General features: G+C 36.9%; 22 protein-coding genes. 9 read left to right on the top strand and 13 right to left on the bottom strand.

From position 1 onward, the window contains the following. Positions 1 to 63: 63 nt before the first annotated feature. The 3 genes from QPL79_RS04750 to QPL79_RS04740 all read right to left on the bottom strand — a co-directional run bounded on the left by QPL79_RS04750 (position 64) and on the right by QPL79_RS04740 (position 3,056). On the bottom strand, positions 64 to 1,872 hold the full coding sequence (locus tag QPL79_RS04750) for an ATP-dependent DNA ligase (RefSeq protein ID WP_285273638.1): 1,809 nt from the start codon (positions 1,870 to 1,872) through the stop codon (positions 64 to 66). 124 nt (positions 1,873 to 1,996) lie between these two features. Further along, positions 1,997 to 2,272: a 50S ribosomal protein L35ae gene (locus tag QPL79_RS04745; RefSeq protein WP_285273637.1), complete on the bottom strand. Its 276-nt coding sequence runs from the start codon at positions 2,270 to 2,272 to the stop codon at positions 1,997 to 1,999. A 121-nt stretch (positions 2,273 to 2,393) separates the two neighbouring features. Beyond that, positions 2,394 to 3,056, bottom strand: coding sequence for a Snf7 family protein (locus QPL79_RS04740; RefSeq protein ID WP_285273636.1), 663 nt, complete (start codon positions 3,054 to 3,056; stop codon positions 2,394 to 2,396). Positions 3,057 to 3,238: 182 nt separating this feature from the next. Between QPL79_RS04740 and QPL79_RS04735 the strand changes: the two genes are divergently transcribed. The 5 genes from QPL79_RS04735 (at position 3,239) to QPL79_RS04715 (ending at position 7,225) form a co-directional block, all read left to right on the top strand. Next, positions 3,239 to 3,841, top strand: coding sequence for an adenylate kinase family protein (locus tag QPL79_RS04735; protein ID WP_285273635.1), 603 nt, complete (start codon positions 3,239 to 3,241; stop codon positions 3,839 to 3,841). 141 nt (positions 3,842 to 3,982) lie between these two features. Further along, positions 3,983 to 5,047 carry a formate--phosphoribosylaminoimidazolecarboxamide ligase gene (locus tag QPL79_RS04730; protein WP_285273634.1) on the top strand — a complete coding sequence of 355 codons (1,065 nt, stop codon included), beginning with the start codon at positions 3,983 to 3,985 and terminating at the stop codon, positions 5,045 to 5,047. A 49-nt stretch (positions 5,048 to 5,096) separates the two neighbouring features. Next, on the top strand, positions 5,097 to 6,116 hold the full coding sequence (locus QPL79_RS04725; RefSeq protein WP_285273633.1) for a zinc-binding dehydrogenase: 1,020 nt from the start codon (positions 5,097 to 5,099) through the stop codon (positions 6,114 to 6,116). A 288-nt stretch (positions 6,117 to 6,404) separates the two neighbouring features. Continuing rightward, the gene (locus tag QPL79_RS04720; RefSeq protein WP_285273632.1) at positions 6,405 to 6,818 is read left to right on the top strand and encodes a HEPN domain-containing protein; all 414 of its coding nucleotides are present in this window, start codon (positions 6,405 to 6,407) and stop codon (positions 6,816 to 6,818) included. Next, positions 6,776 to 7,225, top strand: a complete 450-nt coding sequence (locus QPL79_RS04715; RefSeq protein WP_285273631.1) for a nucleotidyltransferase domain-containing protein — start codon at positions 6,776 to 6,778, stop codon at positions 7,223 to 7,225. The genes QPL79_RS04720 and QPL79_RS04715 overlap by 43 nt, the downstream gene beginning before the upstream one ends. Positions 7,226 to 7,744: 519 nt before the next feature. Here QPL79_RS04715 and QPL79_RS04710 read toward each other — a convergent pair. The 4 genes from QPL79_RS04710 to QPL79_RS04695 all read right to left on the bottom strand — a co-directional run bounded on the left by QPL79_RS04710 (position 7,745) and on the right by QPL79_RS04695 (position 11,316). Beyond that, on the bottom strand, positions 7,745 to 8,095 hold the full coding sequence (locus QPL79_RS04710) for a nucleotidyltransferase domain-containing protein (protein WP_285273630.1): 351 nt from the start codon (positions 8,093 to 8,095) through the stop codon (positions 7,745 to 7,747). After that, positions 8,076 to 8,462, bottom strand: coding sequence for a HEPN domain-containing protein (locus tag QPL79_RS04705; protein WP_285273629.1), 387 nt, complete (start codon positions 8,460 to 8,462; stop codon positions 8,076 to 8,078). Before QPL79_RS04705 ends, QPL79_RS04710 begins: the two co-directional genes overlap by 20 nt. 363 nt (positions 8,463 to 8,825) lie before the next feature. Beyond that, positions 8,826 to 10,055, bottom strand: coding sequence for an NADP-dependent isocitrate dehydrogenase (locus QPL79_RS04700; RefSeq protein WP_285273628.1), 1,230 nt, complete (start codon positions 10,053 to 10,055; stop codon positions 8,826 to 8,828). Positions 10,056 to 10,125: 70 nt separating this feature from the next. Continuing rightward, positions 10,126 to 11,316 carry a pyridoxal phosphate-dependent aminotransferase gene (locus tag QPL79_RS04695; protein ID WP_350309082.1) on the bottom strand — a complete coding sequence of 397 codons (1,191 nt, stop codon included), beginning with the start codon at positions 11,314 to 11,316 and terminating at the stop codon, positions 10,126 to 10,128. Positions 11,317 to 11,412: 96 nt separating this feature from the next. Between QPL79_RS04695 and QPL79_RS04690 the strand changes: the two genes are divergently transcribed. Next, the gene (locus tag QPL79_RS04690; RefSeq protein WP_285273626.1) at positions 11,413 to 12,204 is read left to right on the top strand and encodes a pyrroline-5-carboxylate reductase family protein; all 792 of its coding nucleotides are present in this window, start codon (positions 11,413 to 11,415) and stop codon (positions 12,202 to 12,204) included. 20 nt (positions 12,205 to 12,224) lie between these two features. On the opposite strand, the gene QPL79_RS04685 is transcribed toward QPL79_RS04690, so the two are convergent. The 5 genes from QPL79_RS04685 to QPL79_RS04665 form a co-directional block, all read right to left on the bottom strand. Further along, on the bottom strand, positions 12,225 to 12,794 hold the full coding sequence (locus tag QPL79_RS04685) for a DUF998 domain-containing protein (protein ID WP_285273625.1): 570 nt from the start codon (positions 12,792 to 12,794) through the stop codon (positions 12,225 to 12,227). An 11-nt stretch (positions 12,795 to 12,805) separates the two neighbouring features. Further along, complete coding sequence (locus QPL79_RS04680) at positions 12,806 to 13,630, bottom strand: PIG-L deacetylase family protein (protein ID WP_285273748.1); 825 nt, start codon at positions 13,628 to 13,630, stop codon at positions 12,806 to 12,808. A gap of 101 nt (positions 13,631 to 13,731) precedes the next feature. Further along, positions 13,732 to 14,847 (bottom strand): sugar phosphate isomerase/epimerase family protein, encoded by a 1,116-nt coding sequence (locus QPL79_RS04675; protein WP_285273624.1) that lies wholly within the window; start codon positions 14,845 to 14,847, stop codon positions 13,732 to 13,734. Between the two features lie 73 nt (positions 14,848 to 14,920). Beyond that, entirely contained in the window at positions 14,921 to 16,138 is a 1,218-nt protein-coding gene (locus QPL79_RS04670; RefSeq protein ID WP_285273623.1) for an MFS transporter, read from the bottom strand. Between the two features lie 65 nt (positions 16,139 to 16,203). Continuing rightward, a complete protein-coding gene (locus QPL79_RS04665) occupies positions 16,204 to 17,394 on the bottom strand; it encodes a DUF401 family protein (protein ID WP_285273622.1) in 1,191 nt (396 codons plus the stop codon). Between the two features lie 384 nt (positions 17,395 to 17,778). On the opposite strand from QPL79_RS04665, the gene QPL79_RS04660 reads away from it, so the two are divergent. From QPL79_RS04660 to QPL79_RS04650, 3 genes are all read left to right on the top strand, one after another. Beyond that, positions 17,779 to 18,192: a phosphate-starvation-inducible PsiE family protein gene (locus QPL79_RS04660; protein ID WP_285273621.1), complete on the top strand. Its 414-nt coding sequence runs from the start codon at positions 17,779 to 17,781 to the stop codon at positions 18,190 to 18,192. A 661-nt stretch (positions 18,193 to 18,853) separates the two neighbouring features. After that, a complete protein-coding gene (gene fba / locus QPL79_RS04655; protein WP_285273620.1) occupies positions 18,854 to 19,669 on the top strand; it encodes a class I fructose-bisphosphate aldolase in 816 nt (271 codons plus the stop codon). 9 nt (positions 19,670 to 19,678) lie between these two features. Next, the gene (locus QPL79_RS04650; RefSeq protein ID WP_285273619.1) at positions 19,679 to 20,605 is read left to right on the top strand and encodes a carbohydrate kinase family protein; all 927 of its coding nucleotides are present in this window, start codon (positions 19,679 to 19,681) and stop codon (positions 20,603 to 20,605) included. Between the two features lie 58 nt (positions 20,606 to 20,663). Here QPL79_RS04650 and QPL79_RS04645 read toward each other — a convergent pair whose 3' ends face one another. Continuing rightward, positions 20,664 to 22,403 carry a glycoside hydrolase family 2 TIM barrel-domain containing protein gene (locus tag QPL79_RS04645; protein ID WP_285273618.1) on the bottom strand — a complete coding sequence of 580 codons (1,740 nt, stop codon included), beginning with the start codon at positions 22,401 to 22,403 and terminating at the stop codon, positions 20,664 to 20,666. Between the last annotated feature and the right edge of the window lie 16 nt (positions 22,404 to 22,419).

Raw genomic sequence — 22,419 nt, 5'->3', positions numbered from 1 at the left:
AATTGTGTATTTGAAATAATTAAATGTTTTTAACATGTATTGGTGTTTCAGATGTGATTAAATCTATGCTTCCTCTCCCTTAGGCTCAACTCTCTCTATTTTCCTAAGTTTCCTCAAATACATTTCATATATTTCCTTACTTGTTGTAGCTTCTGTTGGTGATTTATCTTCTCTCCATCTTATGAATCTTGGAAATCTTATTGATATTCCAACACCTGGTTTTACCCAGCCTCTGCAACATGTGTGTACTGGGGATAATGTTAGCTCAGCACCTGTAACCTCCATTACTAAAGCTGGTTCAAACCATACATCAGCTTCTATGTCACTATCAACTCTTTGATGTTTATTGGGTAGTTTATATGGCTCTAATTTTCTTGGCAGCTGGGCAAGCTCCTCATCAGTAAAACCTGTGCCAACTTTACATACAGTAACAAATCTATCTGTATCAGGATCGTATGCAGCTAGTAACAGTGCTCCATATGTTCCACTTCTCTTTCCTCTTCCATGAAATGCTCCAACAACCACCAAGTCAACAGTATCTGTCAACTCGCTTTTATAATCTCTTTTATACTTTATCCATAGCCACCCCCTTACACCAGCTTGGTAAACAGAATCTCTACCAAGAGACTTGACAACAAGACCTTCACAACCAGCATCAACAGCTTTTAGAAACAGCTGCTCAAGCTCTTTACTATCCTTTACAATAGCGCCTTCAGCAATTCTAAACTCATCACTTTCCTCAACTATTTTCCTAAGATACTCCCTTCTCTCTGGAAGTGGCTTCATTGTAAGATCAACACCATCGACATAAAGACAATCAAATAGTCTAACAACTACAGGTATTTCCTTAACAGCTTCGTGAATATCCTTCTTCCTCTTTCTATGCATAAGCTCTTGAAATGGTTTAAACTCTTCTGTTTCAGGATCTACAGCTATTATCTCCCCCTCAACAATGGCTTCAGAAGCCTTTATATGCTTCAAAGCCATTTCAACTACATCTGGATATTGATGAGTTATTTCCTCTAGTCTTCTAGAAAACAACCAAATCTTGTCACCCTTCTTATGTATTTGAGCTCTTTCACCATCATATTTAAACTCCGCTAATGCTGGAAAACCGGCTTTGTTCAGTATTTCAACTGGGTCACTACCCCTTTCGGCAAGCATTGGTCTTAGTGGTATTCCAGGTGTTGGTTTAATGTTCTTCAGCTCTCCACCACCCTTTTCAGCAAGAGTCTTAGCTATAGCGCCAAGATCAGGAAATATGTTGTATGCTCTTTCAACAAGATCTCGAGAAACGCCAAAAGCTGTTGCAAGACCATCCATAACTGTTGCTTCTCCAACACCAAGTCTTAGCCTTCCCTCAACAAATCTAACAATGTATTTAGCCTCCTTAGCATCAGCATCCATAAGCAAAGCTGTTAATAGTCTAAGCTTCATATCCCTGCTGCCCTCTCCCTGAAGCATAGCAATTTTAACAAGAGTATTGTAAACTGTTTCAACATCCAACCTCTTCTTCTCCTCTTTAGCACTCTTGATAAAGGTCATTAGACCAGATGCCTTGCCTTGCTTACCCAGTTTAAGTTTTTCAACAACAGCTCCAAAGTCTCCTAAAGACTTGTAAAGCTTCTCAACCTCACTTTCAGTAGTGTTTGTAGCCATGGCAATAGCTTTTTGAATACCCTTTTCAGCAATACCAATCTCTGGCATACCCTTCCAATCAGGCCATAGAATACCAAGAATAAAGTAAACAACCTTGTCTATATCAATTGCAGGAGTTTTCTTGAAAAGCGCAGCTAGAGTAGCAGCTTGTTGAATCTTGCTAGATGTTTTCTCCAATATATCTAGTGTTTGAGCAACAAGTGAAAACTCCATTGAAGCACCCTAAACTATATTTATCCAAAACAAGTTTATAACTAGATAACAGTGTTAAATAATGGATGATGAGAACCCGGCAAAAATGATTTATGATTAATCAGAGTTGCTCTGACAAAAACCTCTATTTATAAACCTCAACTCTGGAACCTATGGCTTGTCCAGGTAGGTTGCTGTTGAATCTTGCTATTGCAATGCAGTTTCTAAAGCTATGTATCTTCACTATCTTACCTCTATACACGTTGCCATAGCCATCGACAACTCTTATTTTTGCACCTACTAAAGAGCCTATTGCTTTCGAATCTGCAAAGAGTTGTATAAGTACTTGGTTATTGTATTGCCTTCCACCACCTCTTCTAAACCCTTTGACAATGCCAAAAACCTTTACTTCATTGCTCAACATAATTCACCATATATTGTTCTAAATAATAAATACATAGTACATGTTAATAAGAAAAATAGTGTGGAAACATAAAAAAGCTTTACTATACCTAAAAACGTGAATTGAATTGAAAAATTGTTTAAGCAGAGCCTGTTGCTGGTGCTGTGGCTTTTTGAGCTGCTGATGTGATTGCTGATGGTAGTTCTGGGAACTTTTCCTTCATTCTCTGCTCAGCTACTATTTTTGCTTCCTCAAGTATCTTCCTGGCTTCTGGTGTTGTGTATATGTCTCCAGCAGGCATTCCAAGTGCTTCTCCAGCTGATATCACAACATCTCTTAGACCTTCTTCAACTTCTGATAGCTCAAGAGACATTTCAGGCATTATACCCTTTATAATTCCTCTAAGCTCTCTTATAACACCTACAACAGGTATTAGACCTGCCATTACATCGCCCATGGTTATAACAGTATCTAGTCTTAGCGCAACTTGCTCTAGAGCTACTTGTGTAACTGTCAATTGTCTAACCATTTTTCTAATTTCCGCAATTTCATTTGCATACATAGCTGCTCTAACTTCATCTCCCTGAGTCAAAGCATCAACTACTCTCTCAAACAATGTTCTATCTCTTTCTCTAAGCCTCTCTATGAAGACCTCGAGTCTGCTAACCATTGCTCTTATCTTGTAATCAGCCATGACAAGCTTCTGCTTTATAGGCTCCTTCTTCTTGAATAGCTCCTTAAACTTCTCACCAACTGATGGCCCGCCAGCCCATCTCTTTTCAAAGTCAGACATTGAGACCATGGGTTTTTCCCGATAACCATTATAGTATGGTTCACTATATTTAAGAGCTAGGGCAAATTGATCAGATTATTCCCTTCGTATTCTTAAGCAATATTGTGATAACAATATTAAAGGGCTTAAAACTTTATAAAACCTTTTTAAGGATTCATGTTGCAATGAATACTAATATTTGCTGATGTGCTATGAAATCAATAGGGATTTCAGGGGTTCCTGGAACTGGAAAATCCCAGCTTGCAAAGAGAGTTTCTCAGGAGCTAGGCCTGGATGTTGTGGAGTTAAGTGATTTTGCAATAAGAAATAACTATGTAATAGCTTTTGATAGTGAGAGGAAGAGCTATATAATTGATGAGGAAAAGCTAGGCAAATCCATTGAGAAACTTGCAAAAGAGTCTGGACCTTTGATAATAGTTGGTCACTATGTGGAGATAGTTCCTAGAGATGTTCTCGAAATAGTCTTCGTGTTGAGGAGAAACCCAGTTGAACTCATAAAAATTTTGGAGAACAGGGGATGGGATGGTAAAAAGATTGCAGAAAATATTGAAGCAGAACTTGTTGGTGTGTGTACAGCAAATGCTGTTGAAGAACTTGGGGAAGAGATGGTTGTGGAAATTGATGTAACATCTAAAAGTGTTAATGAAGTGGCTGAGGAGGTTATAAAGATAATCTTTGGGGAAAAGCCTGTGTACTATGGATACTCAGTAGATTGGTTATCAAAGCTATCAAAAGAAGAGCTAGCATATTTACTGGAATTCATAGAGAAATTCAGCCAAGCAACACAGCTATAACCATGTCTATACCTTAATTCTTATTACACTTAGATTATGATTATCTTAGATGATAACAAAACAAGCTTAATATAAGCTAAGCCACTATTTAATTTACTTAGCATTACAAGTGTTGCACATCTTTATTAATGGTGATGAGCCATGATTAGCAACATCTTGTCGAAATATGATTTTGGAAAAATCTCCATAGCCACGTTAGCAAGTCACTCATCTCTTCAGATATTCCATGGTGCCAAGGCTGAGGGGTTTAGCACTATAGCAATTGTTGTTAGAGATAGACTCTGGTTTTATGAGCATTTCAGGCATTTAATTGATTATTTTATTGTGTTAGATCGTTGGAGTGATCTGTGTAGAGAGGATATTATCAATAAGTTGATTTCGTTGAACGCTGTTATAGTTCCTCATGGAAGCTATGTGGAGTATGTTGGGCTTGATTGTGCTGAGAACATCCCCATACCAATATTTGGTTTAAGAAAGCTGTTCAGAGTTGAGGCTAATCAATGGGCTAAAATGAGTTTGCTGCAAAAAGCTGAAATACCAACGCCAAGGATATACACAATCAATGATTATATAGATAAGCCAGTTATTGTTAAAATGCCTGGAGCTAAAGGTGGCAAGGGCTATTTCATAGCTAGAAATCGTGACGAAGTCATTAATGGTCTTAGAAAAAGAGTTGAGGAAGGCCTTATAAAATCATTTGAAGAGGCTATGATTCAAGAATATTTAGTTGGTGTAACAGCTTATTACCACTATTTCTACAGCCCAATTCTAAATAGATTAGAGATCTTGGGAGCAGATATAAGGTATGAAACAAATGTTGATGGTTTGAGAAGAGCTCCACAAGATGTTTTAGTTGAAATAGGTGCTGAGCCAACATTTGTTGTTGTTGGCAACATTCCTTTAGTGCTAAGAGAAAGTTTGTTGCCAAAAGTTTTGGAGTTTGGAATGAAGTTTGTTGAAGAAACAAAGAAGAGTTTGCCACCAGGTGTAATAGGGCCGTTTTGCCTAGAGAGTATAATTGATGATAACATGAATATAAAGGTCTTTGAATTCTCTGGTAGAATTGTTGCTGGAACTAATCTATATGTGAATGGAAGCCCATATTCATATCTATACTGGAATGAGCCAATGAGCACAGGTAGAAGAATTGCAAGAGAGATTAGATTAGCACTGGAAAGAAATGCTATTGAAAAGGTGTTAACATAGAAAATTATTTAAGTATTGCCTAACATTAAGCTTGTAATGGTTTTGAAACATGAGAGCCGCTAGGTTTTATGGTCCTCACAAACCTCTTGTTATAGAAGATGTTCCTAAGCCTAGACCTGGCTATGGAGAAGTGCTTGTTCGTGTAGAAGCTGCTGGTGTTTGCCATACAGAACTACATTTTCTTAATGGAGTTCTAGATTTAGGTGTTTATCCAATAACCCTTGGCCATGAAATTGCAGGTGTTGTTGAAGAGATTGGTGATGGTGTTGTAGATGTTAAGCCAGGGGATAGGGTTGTTGTCTATTACTATGTTGGATGTGGTAAATGCAGATATTGCTTAGTTGGTGAAGAGAATCTTTGTGAGAATCCTAAAGCGGAATATGGCTTCATATCAGATGGTGGCTTTGCTGAATACGTGAAGGTTCCAGCTAGAAATGTTGTTAAGATACCTGATAATATCCCATTTGAATATGCAGCTCCAATAGGTTGTAGTGTTACAACAGCTGTTCACGCTACTAAAAAGGCTTCTCCAAAAGTTGGGGAATATACTGTTGTTTATGGTGTTGGAGGTGTTGGTTTTGCACTGATACAGTATAATAAGCTTGTTGGTGCTAAGGTTATTGCTATTGGGAGAAGAGATGAAAAGCTTAGAGTTGCAAAAGAGCTTGGTGCAGACTATGTAGTTAATGCAGCTAGAGAAGATGTTGTTAAAAGTGTGTTGAACATAACAAATGGTAGAGGTGCAGATATTGTTTACGAGCTTGTTGGTTCTAAAGAAACATTCTCAAACTCTGTTAAAATGCTTGCTAAAAAGGGTAGAATAGTTGTTATTGGATACACAGGAGAGCTTGCAAATGTAAATCCACTGGATCTAGTTGTCAAAGAAGCCGCTATTATAGGTTCTGTGGGCAATACCCTTCAAGAACTTGTAGAAGCAGTTAATCTAGTTGCTGAAGGAAAAATAAGGATTATAGTGGATGAGGTTGCTCCTCTTGAAAGAATAAACGAGGTTTTGGAGAAGCTCAGAAGAGGAGCTGTCATAGGCAGAGCAGTCATAAAACCACATTGAGTTTAAGCAAAACTTTTTGGGTATCTAGTTGAGGTTTTTAGCAAATTTTTTCATAATTAATTCAATTCATTGAGTTTCAGTTTCAATTACCTATTAAATTCTTCACATGTGAATTAATGATTCTACTTGTTGAAGGTATTTAAATAACGATATCTATTTTCCAGTTGCTTGCTTTTCTATATCTAAATCTAGTTAAAAGTTGGTTTAAGCAAAAATAGTTAGTGTGTTGTAGATATAAAACTAGAGTGATGAAGCAGAATTATGTTGTGTAAGGATTGGTGATTGTTGTTGGAGCGTTTTGAGGAGGCTAGGAGATGGTTTCTTCAAGCACTTAGGGATTTGAAGGCTGCTGGAGATAGCTTAAGGAGTGGTAACTATGAGTGGAGCTGTTTCCAAGCTCAGCAAGCAGCTGAGAAAGCTGTGAAAGCGTTGATGTATGCTCATGGCAAGAGCTCATGGGGACACTCAATCATTGAATTGCTAACTGAGTTGAGTATTGATGAACATATACCTGAGGAGCTTTGTGTTTATGCTAGAGAGCTTGATAGACACTATATACCATCGAGACATCCTAATGCTTTTGAATCTGGCTATCCTGGAATGTACTACGATGAGCCAACAGCTGAAAAAGCTCTTATGGCTGCTAAAAACATAGTTGAGTGGGTGAAAAAACGATTAATGGAGATTGGAGTGAATATTTAGCAAAGGCGATTAGTGAAATAGAGAAGAGATTCGGTGTAGAAGCTTTGATAGTGTTTGGTTCTTGGAGTAGAAGTGGTGGGGGAGAATGGAGTGACATAGACTTGTTAATTATAACAGATGAAGTTAGAGAATTGAATCCTTTAGACAGGTTCACTATTTCAGCAGAATTGAAAAAGTATAGAGTAGACGCGTTTTTCTACACTTTTGAAGAATTAGAGTCAATGTCTTTAAAAGGCAACCCACTGGCTCTATCAGCATTAATTGAGGGAATTGCTCTAAAAACTAGTCCTAGAGTAATGGAACTAATGAGAAAGGTAAAGAAAATGTACGTGAAGAAGGGTAGAACATGGCTAATTCTCTCCCCCAATACAAAACAAGCAATTAGTAATAGTTTTTCAATCAATTAAATGTTGCAACCATATCGAATTCTATGAGAATTAGGAAATGGACGTTCTTCTGCTTTTTGAGCCATTCTCAAAAGATAAGTACATGAATTTTATAGTTAAAATCCGGTGAAGAATACTGTTTAAACATTCTGATCTCCTCCTCTTTACAGGCTCATTGGTTCCCAGCATCTATTCGTGGCTACATCTATCATCTGCTGAGCAGTTAGGGTGGTCAGAGATCCCCATCTGAACAATGGCTTTTCTTCGTGTTGCCAACAGCACATCAAGCTCTTGGGCAATCCATCATTGAATAGTGAATGCAGCTAGTATTTATCATCACTAGATAATATGAGGTGCAAAACCTGTGAATTTTCATCCCCGTCTTTAAAAGGCAAGGCTTTCAGTTGTAAAACAGCTCGCGTAGCAAATGCAAGAGATGATACATAAAGGCTTGTCTTATGATGGCGAGGAACGGCTTGCATATACTAACTTTTTCTATAAACTTACATGAAATTCAAAAACAGCTGACAGAGGCGGATGCTAGATTTTAATTAGTTCTTCTTTTTGTATGAATTTAGAGTACCAGTTTTTAAGGATTTTTCTATCAATCAAGTGTATTTCTAGTGGATTATCTATGTATTTCTTCTTAATTTTTGCTTTTACTAAGTCAACATCAACTCCCTCTAGGTTGTCAACAACGATTAATACGTCGATGTCGCTTGAAAGTGTATACTTACCCCTTGAGACACTGCCAAATAAGTATATTTCTGCATTGGGCAGCATCTTAAGTATGTCTTCCTTAACCTTCTTTAGGAATTCAATAGGATTTGAGAAAGTCTCTCGAATTCTCTTCGAATACTCTATATATATTTTAAACTCCTTCAACGACACGTTTAAACACCTCAACAACAAATCTATACATGGCTTTAACTTCTTTCTCAGTATATCGTCGTGGTAGATATCTAGCTCCTATATATGCATCTTCAAGTTTCGTGATCATTAGATAATGATTTTCATTATCTAACAGTATTTTTAAGCCAGGCTTAATAGATGAGAGTATCTCTAAGAGTCTTATAGGAGAGTGAGTTCGAGGATATGTACCAGTCTCAATGAGAAGCAAGTACTTTAGTATTAGCTGACAGTACTGCTCTAAATTAAAAGCAGCTAAGTCGTAAACTCCTTTCTCAATCAATTCTTTCGCGTTCTCCAAAAAGCGTTCAGCTCTCTCCTTCAATAACTCAGCTTCCTCATAAGACACCTTGGAAACCCTACCCCACCAATTATAAGCCTATCCAACACTCAACCCAGTTTTCTATTCCGTTTGTCCCTAGAGGGCTATTCTGTTTGCAGGGTTGTTTAGGGCCATCTCTAAGGACTTCCACCTCGCCCATGAATCACAAGCAATCACCGTGGGTTCATGAGTGACTGTCGAACCCAACGGCACGGGGCTCCCATCTACGGAAAGCTCGCAGGGCTTGGAGCAGCGCTTTCATCACCTTGCAGAGCTCTACAAACACAAGAAAAATCAGAGCTTATAAACCTCACGCCTCATCATCAACTATGAAACAGCCCCTAAACAAAACATTATTTAGTTTGAAGTTCTAACCTTAATAAAATTATTTTAAAATTCTTGATGTTGTAAAATATGTTCAAGGTTTTTTCGAACAGCTTCTATGAATTCCTCTGTTGTTGCAACCATGTTTACTGGGGGATCCGAGACTTTTGCAATGTCTTGGGTCATGATTCTATCAACTTCTATTGTTTTTATAACAGCTTTTTCAAGTGCTTCAGCAAACTTAATTAAATCGCTGTTCTTATCTAATTCACCTCTTCTTCTAAGCCCCTTAGCCCAGGCAAAGATTATTGCTGTTGGGTTTGTTGATGTTTTTTCTCCTTTCAAATACTTGTAGTAGTGCCTTTGAACAGTTCCATGTGCTGCTTCAGCCATGTAGTAACCCTCTGGAGATAGAAGTTCTGATGTCATCATTGCTAAGCTTCCAGAGTATGCAGATGCTATCATGTCTGATAAAACATCTCCATCATAGTTTTTAGCAGCCCATACAAAACCTCCTTCAGATCTCATAGCCCTTGAATAAGCATCGTCAATTAGATAATACTCGTATTTGAGTCCTCTTCTAGAGAACTCCTCTCTAAACTCCTTCTCATAAACCTCCTGAAACACCTCCTTAAACCTAGCGTCATAAACCTTGGATATTGTTTCCTTTGCAGCGAACCACACATCTAAATTGAATATGAGGGCATATTTAAATACAGCTCTAGCAAAAGAATATATTGATTTGTCTAGGTTGTAATATGCTTGTATAACTCCTGGTGAGGAGAAGGAACCTATTTTAACTGTGTATTCCCTTCCACCAACACTTCTATAAACTAAATATGCCTCGCCAGGCTCGTCAAACCTTATGCCAATACCAGAATAGATATCTCCAAAAGCATGTCTTGCAACAACAATTGGCTTTGTCCAAAATCTTACAGCTGGCTTAATGTTGCTAACAATTATAGGTGCTCTAAACAATGTGCCATCCAAAATCTCTCTGATTGTGGCATTTGGGGATCTCCACTCCTTTTTAAGATTGTATTCCTTAACTCTTTCAGCATTAGGTGTTATAGTAGCGCATTTAACAGCTACACCAACTCTCTTAATGGCTTCAGCAGCTCTAATAGTAATCTCATCGTTAGTCTCATCCCTAACCTTTATATGAAGATCATAGTATTCAACCTTTAAATCAACATAAGGCTCTATAAGCTTCTCCTTAACCCAGTGCCACATAACCCTAGCCATTTCATCTCCATCAATTTCAACAATGGGATTCATCATTGCAATTTTCTTCATTTTAAAACACCATTGTATTGATTAAACCATGTCATCACTAATTTGTGATGAAGCAGGTTTAATAATTTACTTACAAGCGCTCAACAAATTCTCTCAATCTCTTAATACCTTCAGCAATTAGTTCCTCACCTAATGCAAAACTAAGTCTTATGAAGGTTTTACCAAGCTCTGTTTCTGAGAATAGCGTTCCTGGCAAAACAACAACATGCTTTTCATCTAAGAGCCTGTTAGCAAATGTCTCAACATCTATGCCCATTTTCTTTAACACTTTCTCAATATTTGGATATACATAGAATGTTCCTTTGCTTTTAAACACCTCAACACCACTAACCTTTCTAAGCTCATTCACCATAACATCTCTTCTTCTTTTGAAAGTTTCTATCATCTCCCTTACAGAATCCCAAGAATTCTTCAACGCTTTTACACCAGCTTTTTGAACAAACGATGTTGCACAAGTCCATATGTTTACAGCAAGTTTTGTTAATTTAGATGCAACCTCTTTTCTAACTACTAAATAGCCAAGTCTCCAGCCAGTCATGGAAAATGTTTTTGAAAAACCATTTGCATATACAACATAATCTCTCCAGTTGTTAAAGCTTATAAAGGACTTGAAATCCCCATCATATACAAAATTATCATAAATTTCATCAACTATAACCAGAATGTTTCTTTCCATAGCTATTTCAAGCAATTTTGACATTTCCCTTTGTGAAAACACCGCACCAGTAGGGTTATGGGGATTGTTTACAACAATAGCTCTTGTTCTACTCGTTATAGAGTTTTCTATAGAGTTCAAGTCAAGCTCAAAACCCTTGTCTCCACCCATCCACTTAAGCGGTACATAAACTGGTTTTCCACCAAGAAACTTTGTTATTTCAGGGTACATGTAATACGATGGATCTGGTATAATAACCTCATCCCCAGGTTTCACATAAGCTGCAAAAGCGAGAAACAGTGCTGCTTTTGCTCCTGGAGTCACTATAACCTCATCGGCTTTCACATCAGAATTGTATCGCTCATTCAAATAATCTGCTATAGCCTGTCTAAGCTCTGGTATTCCAGCTACATCGGTATAACCTGTAAAGCCTTTATCAAGAGCATTCTTTGCTTCTTCAACAATGTGTTTTGGTGTTGGAAAATCTGGTTGCCCAACACCAAAGTTTATGACTTTGAAGCCTTTTTTACTAAGTTCTCTAGCCTTTGCTGTGTATATGAAGCCTGTTTCCCCTCTTAATGCATCTATAATATTTCTTATTGACATTGTTGGTGGGCTATGCAATGATTGCACCAAGAAAACAGATTTGTGCTTAGCATATAAAAGTTTGTTGATTGAAAGACAGTATGCGAGGTGTTGAGAATGTCTAAGTGTATAAGAATCAGCTTTATAGGTTTTGGTAGAATGGGCAAGGCAATGGCCATAGGCTTTTCAAAAGCAGGCTTGGAAAAATCTTGTATTACTGTTTATGATAAGTTGTCTTCAGCTAGAAAAGATGCTGAATCCAATGGGTTTAGAGTTGTAGAAACAGCTGCAGAGGTTTGCAAATACTCTGAAATAGTTATTGTGGCTGTTAAGCCTAGAGATGTTGAAGAAGCTGTTAAAAGCTTTGCTAATGCAGCTGAAGGAAAAATTGTTGTGTCTATAGCTGCTTTAGTACCATTGAAGAAAATTGAGGAGTTGCTACCAAAATCAGTTGTGTATAGAGCTATGCCAAACATTGCTGTAGAGGTTAATGAAGGGTTTATAGCTCTATCCCCTCAGTCGAGAAGAAGTGAGTATTTGGAAAGTGTCTTTAGACTTCTTGGAGAGATTGAGTGGGTTGATGAAGAGACATTGAATATGCTAACATTTTACTCAGCTTCAACACCAGCTATAGTTGCTGAAATATTTGATGCATTCTTGTTGTCAGCTCTCAAAGCAGGACTGCAATATAACATTGCTAAAAAGGCTTTGTCAACTGTATTCAAAGGTGTTGGAGCCTTGCTTGAAACAAAAAGTGTGAGTGAAGTGAGAGATGCTGTAATAACGCCGAAGGGGGTTACTATTAAAGCTATAGAGAAAATGTATGTTTATGGGGCTAAGCAGAGACTAGTAAAAGCATTGAACGACGCATACAGTGAGTATGAGCAAATGCTTAGCCAAGGCAAATAAATTTTGTTGCAATTCAAAAATCAAAACCTTGTTGTCATTAAAACTACGCAGATATCTATCAACACTATTCCATATATTTCTAAAAGTGCTACAGAAGGCCACTTCAAGAATATAGCACCTAAAGGACCTGCAATTGCTACAACACCAAAAACTATGCTGTATACTATTCTATGCTCCACAGCCATTCCTATAGCTGTAGCAATTATTGCAAGAAGCATCTGTATGAAAAACCATGTTGATACAAAGGTGTGAGGCCTTGTCCCACTTGGGTAAATACCTATCAATGCCAGGAAGATTCCAGCTACAAATAGTAGTGCAGATGCATATACATATACTTTGCTATTTGCCACATAAGCTATGTATAATGCGTATAAACACGTTATAACACCTGTAACTATCAAGCCTATGTTATATATCCATGGGTTATTAGCCTTTGACCCACCTAAATCACTTAGTGCATGCTTAAAAACATCAAACCAAGGGTTTTGAGATATGGAAATAGCTATGATTATCCAAGCCAAAACTGCTGCAATAATTCCTGTAAATTTCCATATGGTGAAGATAATTGTGTTTATCATATCGTTTACCATGTTCCTCACTTCTAAATTATTTCTGCAAATGGAACTGCATGTATAAGTGATGTTGGAAGAAGTTTAAAAGCTTCTGCATATTTAACACCAGCTCTTTTGCCATAGACTGCAGCAATGAACTTGATTAAAGCTTCGAACATATCCCAATTTGCTTCAAATTGAGATTTGTGAATTTTCAACGCTTTTAACTTAGCCTCTATATAGTTTGTTATGTCGTAATAGAAATTAGGTTTTGATGTATAGTAAAATGCTATGTATTTTGGTTTCCAAGGTTCTAAACCCTTTAGCAAATCTTCTTCAACATAATGTGGCAAACTAGAAACCATAGTTGCTTCTGCTGCTAAAAACCCTGTGTTTCTATGATCTGGGTGCGCCTCGTATGAAAGCCATGGATCCGGTGCAAGAATGAGATCCGGCTTCAAAAATCTAATTAAAGTAACTAGTTTTGCCCTAGCCTCTTTATTGTAAGGCACATAACCATCTTTATATCCAAGCCAAAAAACATTTTTTACACCAAGCATCTTCGCCGCCTCCTCCTGCTCAAGTCTACGAATTTCAGCAAGTTTTTGTGGATATAGACTAGGGTCTGAGGTGCCCAAGCAACCATCACTTAAAACAGCAAAGAAAACATCCTTACCTAGTTTCACAAGTGCTGCAATAGTTCCACCAGCACCAACTTCACAATCATCAGGATGGGGAGCTACACACAAAACTCTTCTGGAGTTGTCAAAGGCTTTATCGAAATCAGGTGCAACAATACTTCTAACAATAGTTTTTAAAGCCTCTGATTCAGGCAATTTCAAAATTTCATTGATCATTTTTTCTAAGTCTTGCATCAAAGAGTTTTCACCAAGTACCTACTATGTGAGAATACATATATAAAACTTTTCTATGCTGAGAAGTTTTAAGCAATAAAAAATAAAAAGAAAAATTGTGTTTAGAAGTTGTATAGAATCTTTTTAACAAGGTCTAATATTTTTGCCTGATTGCCAAGTTCCCTGGCCTTCTCCAGCTCATCTCTATGTCTGTAAATCTCAAGTGCTTTTTTCATCGAGTTTGCAAAGAACTCTTTTGATAGCCTCATTCCATCTACTGGATCCATTCTGTATGTGAATTGATCTAGTATGTACCACCCAGTATATCCTGTGTCTATTGTTGCATATAGAAAGTCTATGAATTGCCATATATCGCCTGTTCCCACAACCCTATCCTCATCATTGCTATGAGTTTTTGCAGTGTTTATGTGTATTGATAGTAGTGGCACATCAAAGTATTTTGCAAGGTACACTGTATAGGCGGGTTCAACAGCATACATAAGCTCGTGGCCATAATCAATGGTTATGCCAACAACATTTTTACCAAGCTCATCATTTATTCTTCTAGCAATAGCTATTGCTACATGTGTTGTCGGCATGACCATGTTTCCTTCCTTAGGCTCTTTAAGCTTAGCTTCAATACAAAGCATTAAACCTCTTGAAGAAGCTTCTGAAGCAAGCTCCTTCAAACCACTAACATATAGTGAAAGAAGCTTTCCATAGTTTCTCTCAAAACTATAGTCCCACCCATCTTGACCAGGCCAGAAAGACACCACATCAACTCCAAGCTTCTTAGCTATATCCATACTCTTCACAAGTATCTCAACAGATTTTCTTCTAAGAGCTGAATCAGGATTGGTTATAGAGCCCAATTTAAGCTCCGGCACACCTGAAAGATCCATTGCAAGACCTGCTACAACCATGTTATTTCTTTTAGCATATTCAGCAACTTTTTCAACGAGATCCCACCTAATCTCAAGCTTGTCATCAAAGAACTCAACATTTATGGGAACAAATGCTCTAATCCCAGCCTTCCTTATTCTCTCAATTCTAGACAACACATCTGATGGAAGATCTGGAAAATATCCTCTCGCCATAAACCTATCGCTAAATCCTCCAGCAGCCCAAGTACCACTACCAAACTTTATATCAAAAGATTCTAGAAACTTATCAACAGCATCTCCCTCGAGAAACCCCTTAAACTCATCTAGTTTACTTAAAGCCTCAAATCTAACCACTTTTACTCACCTCTAACCTCAACAATAATTCTAAGAACAGGCAAAGCTTATATTTTTATCTAGATTCTGATTTTCAAATACCTATTTGAAGTATACAATTTCGATTAGTTGGTGAAACAGGTTTTAAACACAAGTACAATGGTATTGAAATAAATACAAAAAGCGCCAATATTGCTACACTTATGTCGAATGAACCTATAACATCTCTTATGTATGCCATTATAATCGGTGTTATCATCATCGATATTTGACCTGCCAACGCATTTACACTACTAATAAATCCTGCTAGATTCTGCGGAATAATGTCATTTATTATCGCCCATGCCAATGGCAAAAAAGCTCTATATGACACGATAGATGTTGCAACAAAGAACCATACAAATATGTTAGAAGTTGATAAAGTAAGCATGTAGAGTGAAATTGCTGTTACTCCTAGTGTTATTGATAACACCATTTTCCTTCCCTTTAACCCTCCTATTTTATCTGATGAAATTGATGATACTATTCCAAGAACCATTCCAATTAGTAGAAAAACTGTTATTGGAATCCAAATATCCTTGATTTCTGTTCTTGTTTTCTCCATAATATATGTTGAAAGCCATGAAGTATAGAAAGCCCAGGGCTGTAAAGCAAGTAGAAAAGCAAAAAAGATTATGATAGCTCTTTCAACAATCTCCCTACTCTTTGCATTAACACCAAAACCCATTCCTATACCATGCCGCAAACCTTTGTAGCTAGTTTTTACCTCTTTTGATAGTAATGCTATTGCTGCAAAAGCTAAGATTAAAGAAATAAGTGTTGATATAACAAATAGTTCTCTCCAAGAGTTTGTAACTGGTATAAGCAAATAAGTTATTACAACACCTACAACAGAGCCTGACTCAAATAATGCTGTTGCAAACCCTATTCTCCTTCTTGATATAGCAAAAGAAGTTATTTTAGTACATGATGGCCAATAAGCAGGAAAAACAGCACCCGCAACAACTCGTGTTGCTAGTAACAACTCCAGTCCTTGAGACAGAGGTGTTAGAAATAGTGATGAAACTGATATTGTCATGGTCATGAAAAGCACATTCAAAGGCCCCAAACGGTCAATTGCATATCCTATGAACAATGCTGTAATTGTTGACGCAATTCTTTGAATAGATATTGCAAAACCCATTAAACTGTAAGACAGTTTAAGATCTTCCATGACAAATTTTGCCACAGTTCCTATGATGAAAACAGATAAGGAACCAACTGTTGTAACAAGAAGCATTGCAATCATTATAATTGATTCCCTATTTTTCATATTTCTCATCTAAGCATTTGCCACTATAATGAAACTATTTAAAAACGGTGTATTGAGGTAAAGTTTTAAGCAAATTTGAAGATAAGCAATGTTATTGCAATTCCTATTAGTATTGTAAAAGCAGTAGTTTGAATTAAATGCTTTCTATAGACGCTGCCAAGACTAGATTTAAAGAATTTTGCAGAAAGCACGAAGCACGCATGTGATGGTGAAAGCATTGCTCCTGCGAAACCACCTAGAAATGCTATTGTTATTCTATAGTCTTTGAGAAGTGGTAGAATTGATGGAAATGCAAGTGTTACATATGTGAATTCAAATCCTGTTGCAACGACCATTAGAAATGGAATTGAAAAAACCGCTATGTCTATATAAGAAGATAGGTATTGCATTAGCTGATTTGCCAATCCTGATTTTTCAATTGCTTTGCTGAAAATCATTGACTCTATTATGAGAATGTTTATAGTTGGATCTAGTGAATATCTAAGGCTTTTCGCAATGGTTTTTAGCGAAGGTTTGTAAATCGCTATAAAAAGCGCAATTGTTATTGCAAGTGACAGAGAAAGTGGAATGTCAATAGCTAGACTTGTTACAGCAATTACTATAAAAGGCCATAGGTGCACCAAGCCCCTATAGTCCCTGCTTCCCCTGACTCCAACACAGTTATTACTCAGCTTTTGAAAAATTCTTCTAGACATAAACAATCCTCCCAGTACAGCACTTAAAAATATTGGCCAGTTGCGATAAGCTATTTCACTAAAGCTCATACCAACAATAGCAGAAGCTAGTATAATGCCTTGGTACAAAGGCCATACAGTAACCCATACATGTCTAAACCAGTAATTCAAAAAGGTTTTTTCATGTGATTCAAGACTGCATTTAGTGTATAAAGGATCGATAATTGTTGCTGATACATATGCACCTGCAGGCATTGGTAAAAGCCCAATCACTGCTGGAACAGAAACTGCTGCAATTCTTGGGCTTAGAGATTCAAGAGACGAGGCCATTCTATATCCAACACCTGTAGATCTATACAAATCAGCTAAAAACATTGCCAAAACAAGTGATGCAATAGTGTTTAGAAGAATCCAATCAAAAGATTCCTTAACAATTTCAACAATTCTTAAGCCAAAAATAGGTATCGAGAATAGAGTCATCGCCAAACCAATAACAAAAGCAATGTTAAGTCTTTGAAAAACCAATATGAATACAAGTAGAATGGAGGCAACGAAAAGTGTAACCTCAGTAGGTAAAACCAATACAATTCACCAACATACTAAACAATGCAATGAAAATGAATAGCCATGTTGCTACACAAAACATGAAAATAAAAATAAAACACGATTTAAAAATCTATATCAAGAATTCAGTATTGCACATAACTAAATAGAGTAAATTGCAAAATCATTTGCATAAAGCCTTTTCATTGATGCATTAAAATAATTGCTATAACTTTATTGAACTAAAAAATATTTCATCACAACTATATTATTTCTAATGAAAACTCAGCTGCATTTATATTTCTTTCAATGCTTTTTGTATATACAAATCCAATCTGATTTAATAAATTAATAAAATTTTAATTTCTGTAACTATAACACAGTTTATTTGAAGCTTTAAAACAAATCCTATAGTGAATAAAAATGTCTTGGACACGTAGACTTCGTTCACTAATTCCTCGTTTTAGCAAATTGTTTATGGAAATTTCAGAGTCTCTTATAATCGTAATATTAGCAGTGTTATGCGGAGTAGCTTTTTCCATTTTAATTAAAGATCTAATTAGTATAAACATCTACTCTCCTGTAACCGAGCTTCAGCTTGTTTTCACAGAACTTTTTACAATTATTATATTAATTGAGCTTTTGAGAACATTCGTAAGAGTTTTTGAAAGCGCTAAACATAGTGTTGAGGAATTTCTTGAAGTGGGAATTATAATACTTGTGAGAGAAGTAGCTCTAGGAGCTTTAATGAAAGAACCTACACATATGTTAATGGCTAGTGGAGGAGCACTGCTATTAGCGCTAGCCATATTAGTTATGAGGCGTAAATCGAGTTAATATAATTAAGTAAGATATAGAAGTAAATGCTTGAGGCTTAGGTCTTTTACTAGTTGATCACTAGTTTTGTCCTCTCAATATGCTTTTCAGCATAACGCTCAGATTCATCAAGCCTTTGGGTACCCTCTCTTTCACTTTATCTATAGAGTTGTGATGGTATAGGTATTAAAGTTTGTCTTAAAAATGTTTATATTGCTTTGCTATTAACTAAGTTGATAATTATTAGGTAAGAATTGCTTAGATATGTAAAGACCTTGTTGCAGCTACTTTCAGAAGTATCAACACAACTAGTTCAGGTATAGCTATAACAACAGTAGGTTTCTTGGTCTGACCTCCTCCCAGCTCTAAAGAGCGGTGACTTCAACGGGGGCAATTCTTGGTTTCCAGCATCTATTCGGGTTTATATCTGTCATTTGCTGAACAATCAGAATGATTAGAGATCCCCCATCTGAACTTTTTTCTGTGTTGCCAATTCCGCATCAACTTCTTAGTGCAACTCATCATCAAAACACTAAATGCTATTATCATCATCAGTAGAAAACATAAAATAGAAAGCTTGTATGCTTTCAGTTGTAAATGAAGTAATGTTGAAGATTCTTCAAAATACTTTACAATAAATTTATATAATTATGTCCTCTATATAATATTTTGGTGTTGTACTTTGGTGTTTAATTTTATTGGTAAAAAAGTTAGGCTTTCAAGAATTTTAAGAAGTGGAAGGGCTGTTGTGTTTGCTTTTGATCATGGTGTTGAGCATGGTCCAAAGGATTTTCCTTCTGAGCATATCGATCCCAAGGTGATACTTAGAAAAGTTGTTGATGCTGGTGTTGATGCTGTTATGCTTTTGCCTGGCATGGCTTATTTAACACATGATGTTTGGGCTAATAAAACAGCTTTAATTGTTAAAGTGACTAGCAAAACTAATTTAAGGCCTGAGGATCAGAGAATGCTTCAAAGTGTTTTTGGCTATGTTGAGGATGCTATTGCTCTTGGTGCTGATGCTGTTGCAGCTACTGTTTACTGGGGTAGTCAATACGAAGACACTATGCTGAGTATGTGGTTTAGTGTTAGAGAAGCTGCTGAAAGATATGGCTTGCCATGTCTTCAACTTGCATATCCCAGGGGACCAGCAATAAAGAATATGTATGATGTTGAAGTTGTTAAGTATGGGGTTAGAGCTGCAATAGAAAGTGGGGCTGATTTGATAAAAACATATTATACAGGATCTAGAGAAACATTTGCAGAGGTTGTGAGGGTTGCTGCTGGTGTTCCAGTGCTTATGAGTGGAGGACCTGCTAGAGAAAAACCAATGGATTTTCTAGTAGATGTTAAAAATGTTGTTGAGGCTGGGGCGAGTGGTGTTGTTGTTGGTAGAAATGTTTTTCAGCATAAAAACCCCTCTGGAATGATAAAAGCTATAATGGCTATTGTTCATGATAATAAAGAGCCTGAGGATGTTATAAAATATGTTGAGTAGTGAATTGAAATGACATTAAGATATGACCTGGTTTCTGTTGGCCATGCTCTTGTAGATATCAGAATTGTTGTTGAAAAGTTTCCTGGTCCAGATGAAGAAGCCAAGGTTTTGAGCCAGGTTTGGGGTGGTGGAGGCTCAGCTGTAAACATTGCTATAGATGGTGCTAGACTAGGACTTAAAACAGCTATAATAGCTAAAATAGGTTTTGATAGCTTTGGAAGAATAGTTGTTGATGAGCTTCTAAGAGAAGGAGTTGACATAACAGGTTTAAGAGTCTCGTCGAAAGGGCAAACAGGTTTTACAATAGTTGTTATAGATAAGAACGGTGATATAACAATGTATGGATTTAAAGGAGTTGCAGAAGAACTTGAGCCAAGTGATGTTATTGATGACATAGTTGCGAGTACTCGCTATGTTCACATAGCAAGTTTAAGAGTTGACACATCGCTAAAAGTTATTGAAATAGCTAAGAAGAATAGTGTTAAAGTTTCTTGGGATCCTGGAAGAGTATTGTCTAAAAAAGGCTTGAAAGAACTTGAAGCAATTATTAAACAAGTTGATATTGTCTTGCTAAATAATATGGAGGCTGCTGCATTAACAGGTGCAAGTCCTGATAACTATAGAGAGGCTGCCAAGATTATAAAGAGTCTTGGACCTGAACTGGTTATAGTAAAGCTTGGTGCAAGAGGTGTATATGCACTTGGAAATGGTGTTGATGAGGAGGTTCCAGCTATAAAAGTAAGCAAGGTTGTTGATACAACAGGTGCTGGTGATGCATTTGCAGCTGGTCTTATATCAGGTTTTGTAAGAGGTTATTCCATAAGAAAAGCCATTCTATATGCAAATGCTGTTGCAGCACTAAAGATAATGAGGCTAGGTTCTCACGAAGCCCCGAAACATGATGAGGTAGTGGATTATATTTGGGAGGCTACATAGCATAGAGTTATCCATATCAAAATTGAGTTAATGAAAACCATTCATTGAGTTAATTTGATCATTTCATGTATGTTGGAATGCTGTTAAAGAGTTGTGAAACTATTTGTGCAGCTAGTTTTGGTTGCCTATCCCTTGTGTAAATACCTTTCCTGTTTAATATTGTTCTCAATGGGTTTTGAGGTGTTCTAAAGTCTGCAAAGTTCCAAATGTGTAAACCAATTATGTAACTTCTCTTTGTAAGTGCTTCAACATATTTTTTGATTAGCTCTGCTTGGTATTCCTCTGACCACATTTGCGGAGGATCACTATGCAACCCCAGATATGCATCAGCACCAAATTCTGTTATTATTATTGGCTTGTCTGAATATCTTCTATGTATTTCCTCAACCTCATTTATCATAACCTCTACACCCTTATCTATATCACCCCACTCAGAGTACCAGCCACGGTAATAGTTAAGCGATATAACATCTACATATCCTAGTGCAAGATCTCTGACAGATCTGTGAGATGCAAATGTTACGGGTCTTGATGGATCTATTGATTTGAAAAACTCCGCGAGCTTCTTTATAGCCTCTGCAACCTCTGGTATGTCACTTGGAGGTTCATTCATAACACTGTACATTATTACTGATGGCCTATTCTTATGTTGTCTAATCATTTCCTCTATGAATTTCTTGGCCTTCGCCAAATACTCTTCACTACTAAAAAGCTTTGCAACCTCCTCTCTGCTAAGCAATCTATCTAAACCTGAGTAACACAGTGGTGGCTCTAGAATAACCATAAAACCAAACTCATCAGCTAAATCCAGATGCTCATTTGAGTATGGATAATGTGATGTTCTAAAGGAATTTGCACCAATTTTTCTCATCAAGTAAAAGTCTCTTACAAGAACTGAGCCAGGTACATACTTACCTGTAACAGGAAAGTCCTCATGTCTTCCAAAACCCTTTAAAAACACAGGTTTTCCATTAAGATACACCCTCCCTTCTCTTACCTCAACACTTCTAAACCCAATACGTTCATAAACAGAATCTCTCAAAACACCATTAACATAAATCTCCACAGCAAATACATAGAGATTTGGTTCTTCAGGACTCCAGGGCTTAACACCATCATATCTCCTCTCAAATCTTAATAGCCCAGGTCTAACACCTCTAACAATATCCTCGGAAATAATTTCTGTACGCTCTTTATCCATGAGAATAAGCCTAGCATCAAAATTTTTGTTGCATTCCACGCTAATATCAGCTTTCAAATCCCCTGCATGGCTTGTATGTATCGTCATGTCGTTAACATGGCAAACATCTACAAACTCCAGATAAACAGATCTGTGGATACCTCCATAATGGAAAAAGTCAAATGCTGTTTCATTAAGTTTTCTAGCAGGTGGAAAGCTGTATATTGATGGGGTATTATCTATTCTAACAACAACTCTATTAAAAGCACCAAACCTAATTTCATCAACTCTAAACTTAAACTGTGTGAAAGAGCCTTCATGATCACCAACAAATTTTCCATTTACCCACACACTAGTTTTGTACCCAGCACCATCAAAAATAATCCATGCCATTCTACCTTCTAGCAATTTATCGACATAGAAATCCCTCTGATACCAAGCAACACCTGTATATTGATCCCATTCAGGGTTTTGCTCATTCCAAGACGAAGGCACATATATCACATCACTAGATTTAAACCCTTTAAACCATTCCTCCTTATCACCAACAAAATCTCTATCTATTTTAAAACTCCAAAAACCATCAAGGATAATTTTTGGTCTAAACCAAGATTTCAACCCGAATCCCCTAAAA

This window comes from Ignisphaera cupida, assembly GCF_030186535.1.
Classification (GTDB): domain Archaea; phylum Thermoproteota; class Thermoprotei_A; order Sulfolobales; family Ignisphaeraceae; genus Ignisphaera; species Ignisphaera cupida.
Note: the sequence above shows the minus strand (reverse complement) of the source record. Positions and strands in the feature narration are given on the sequence as shown.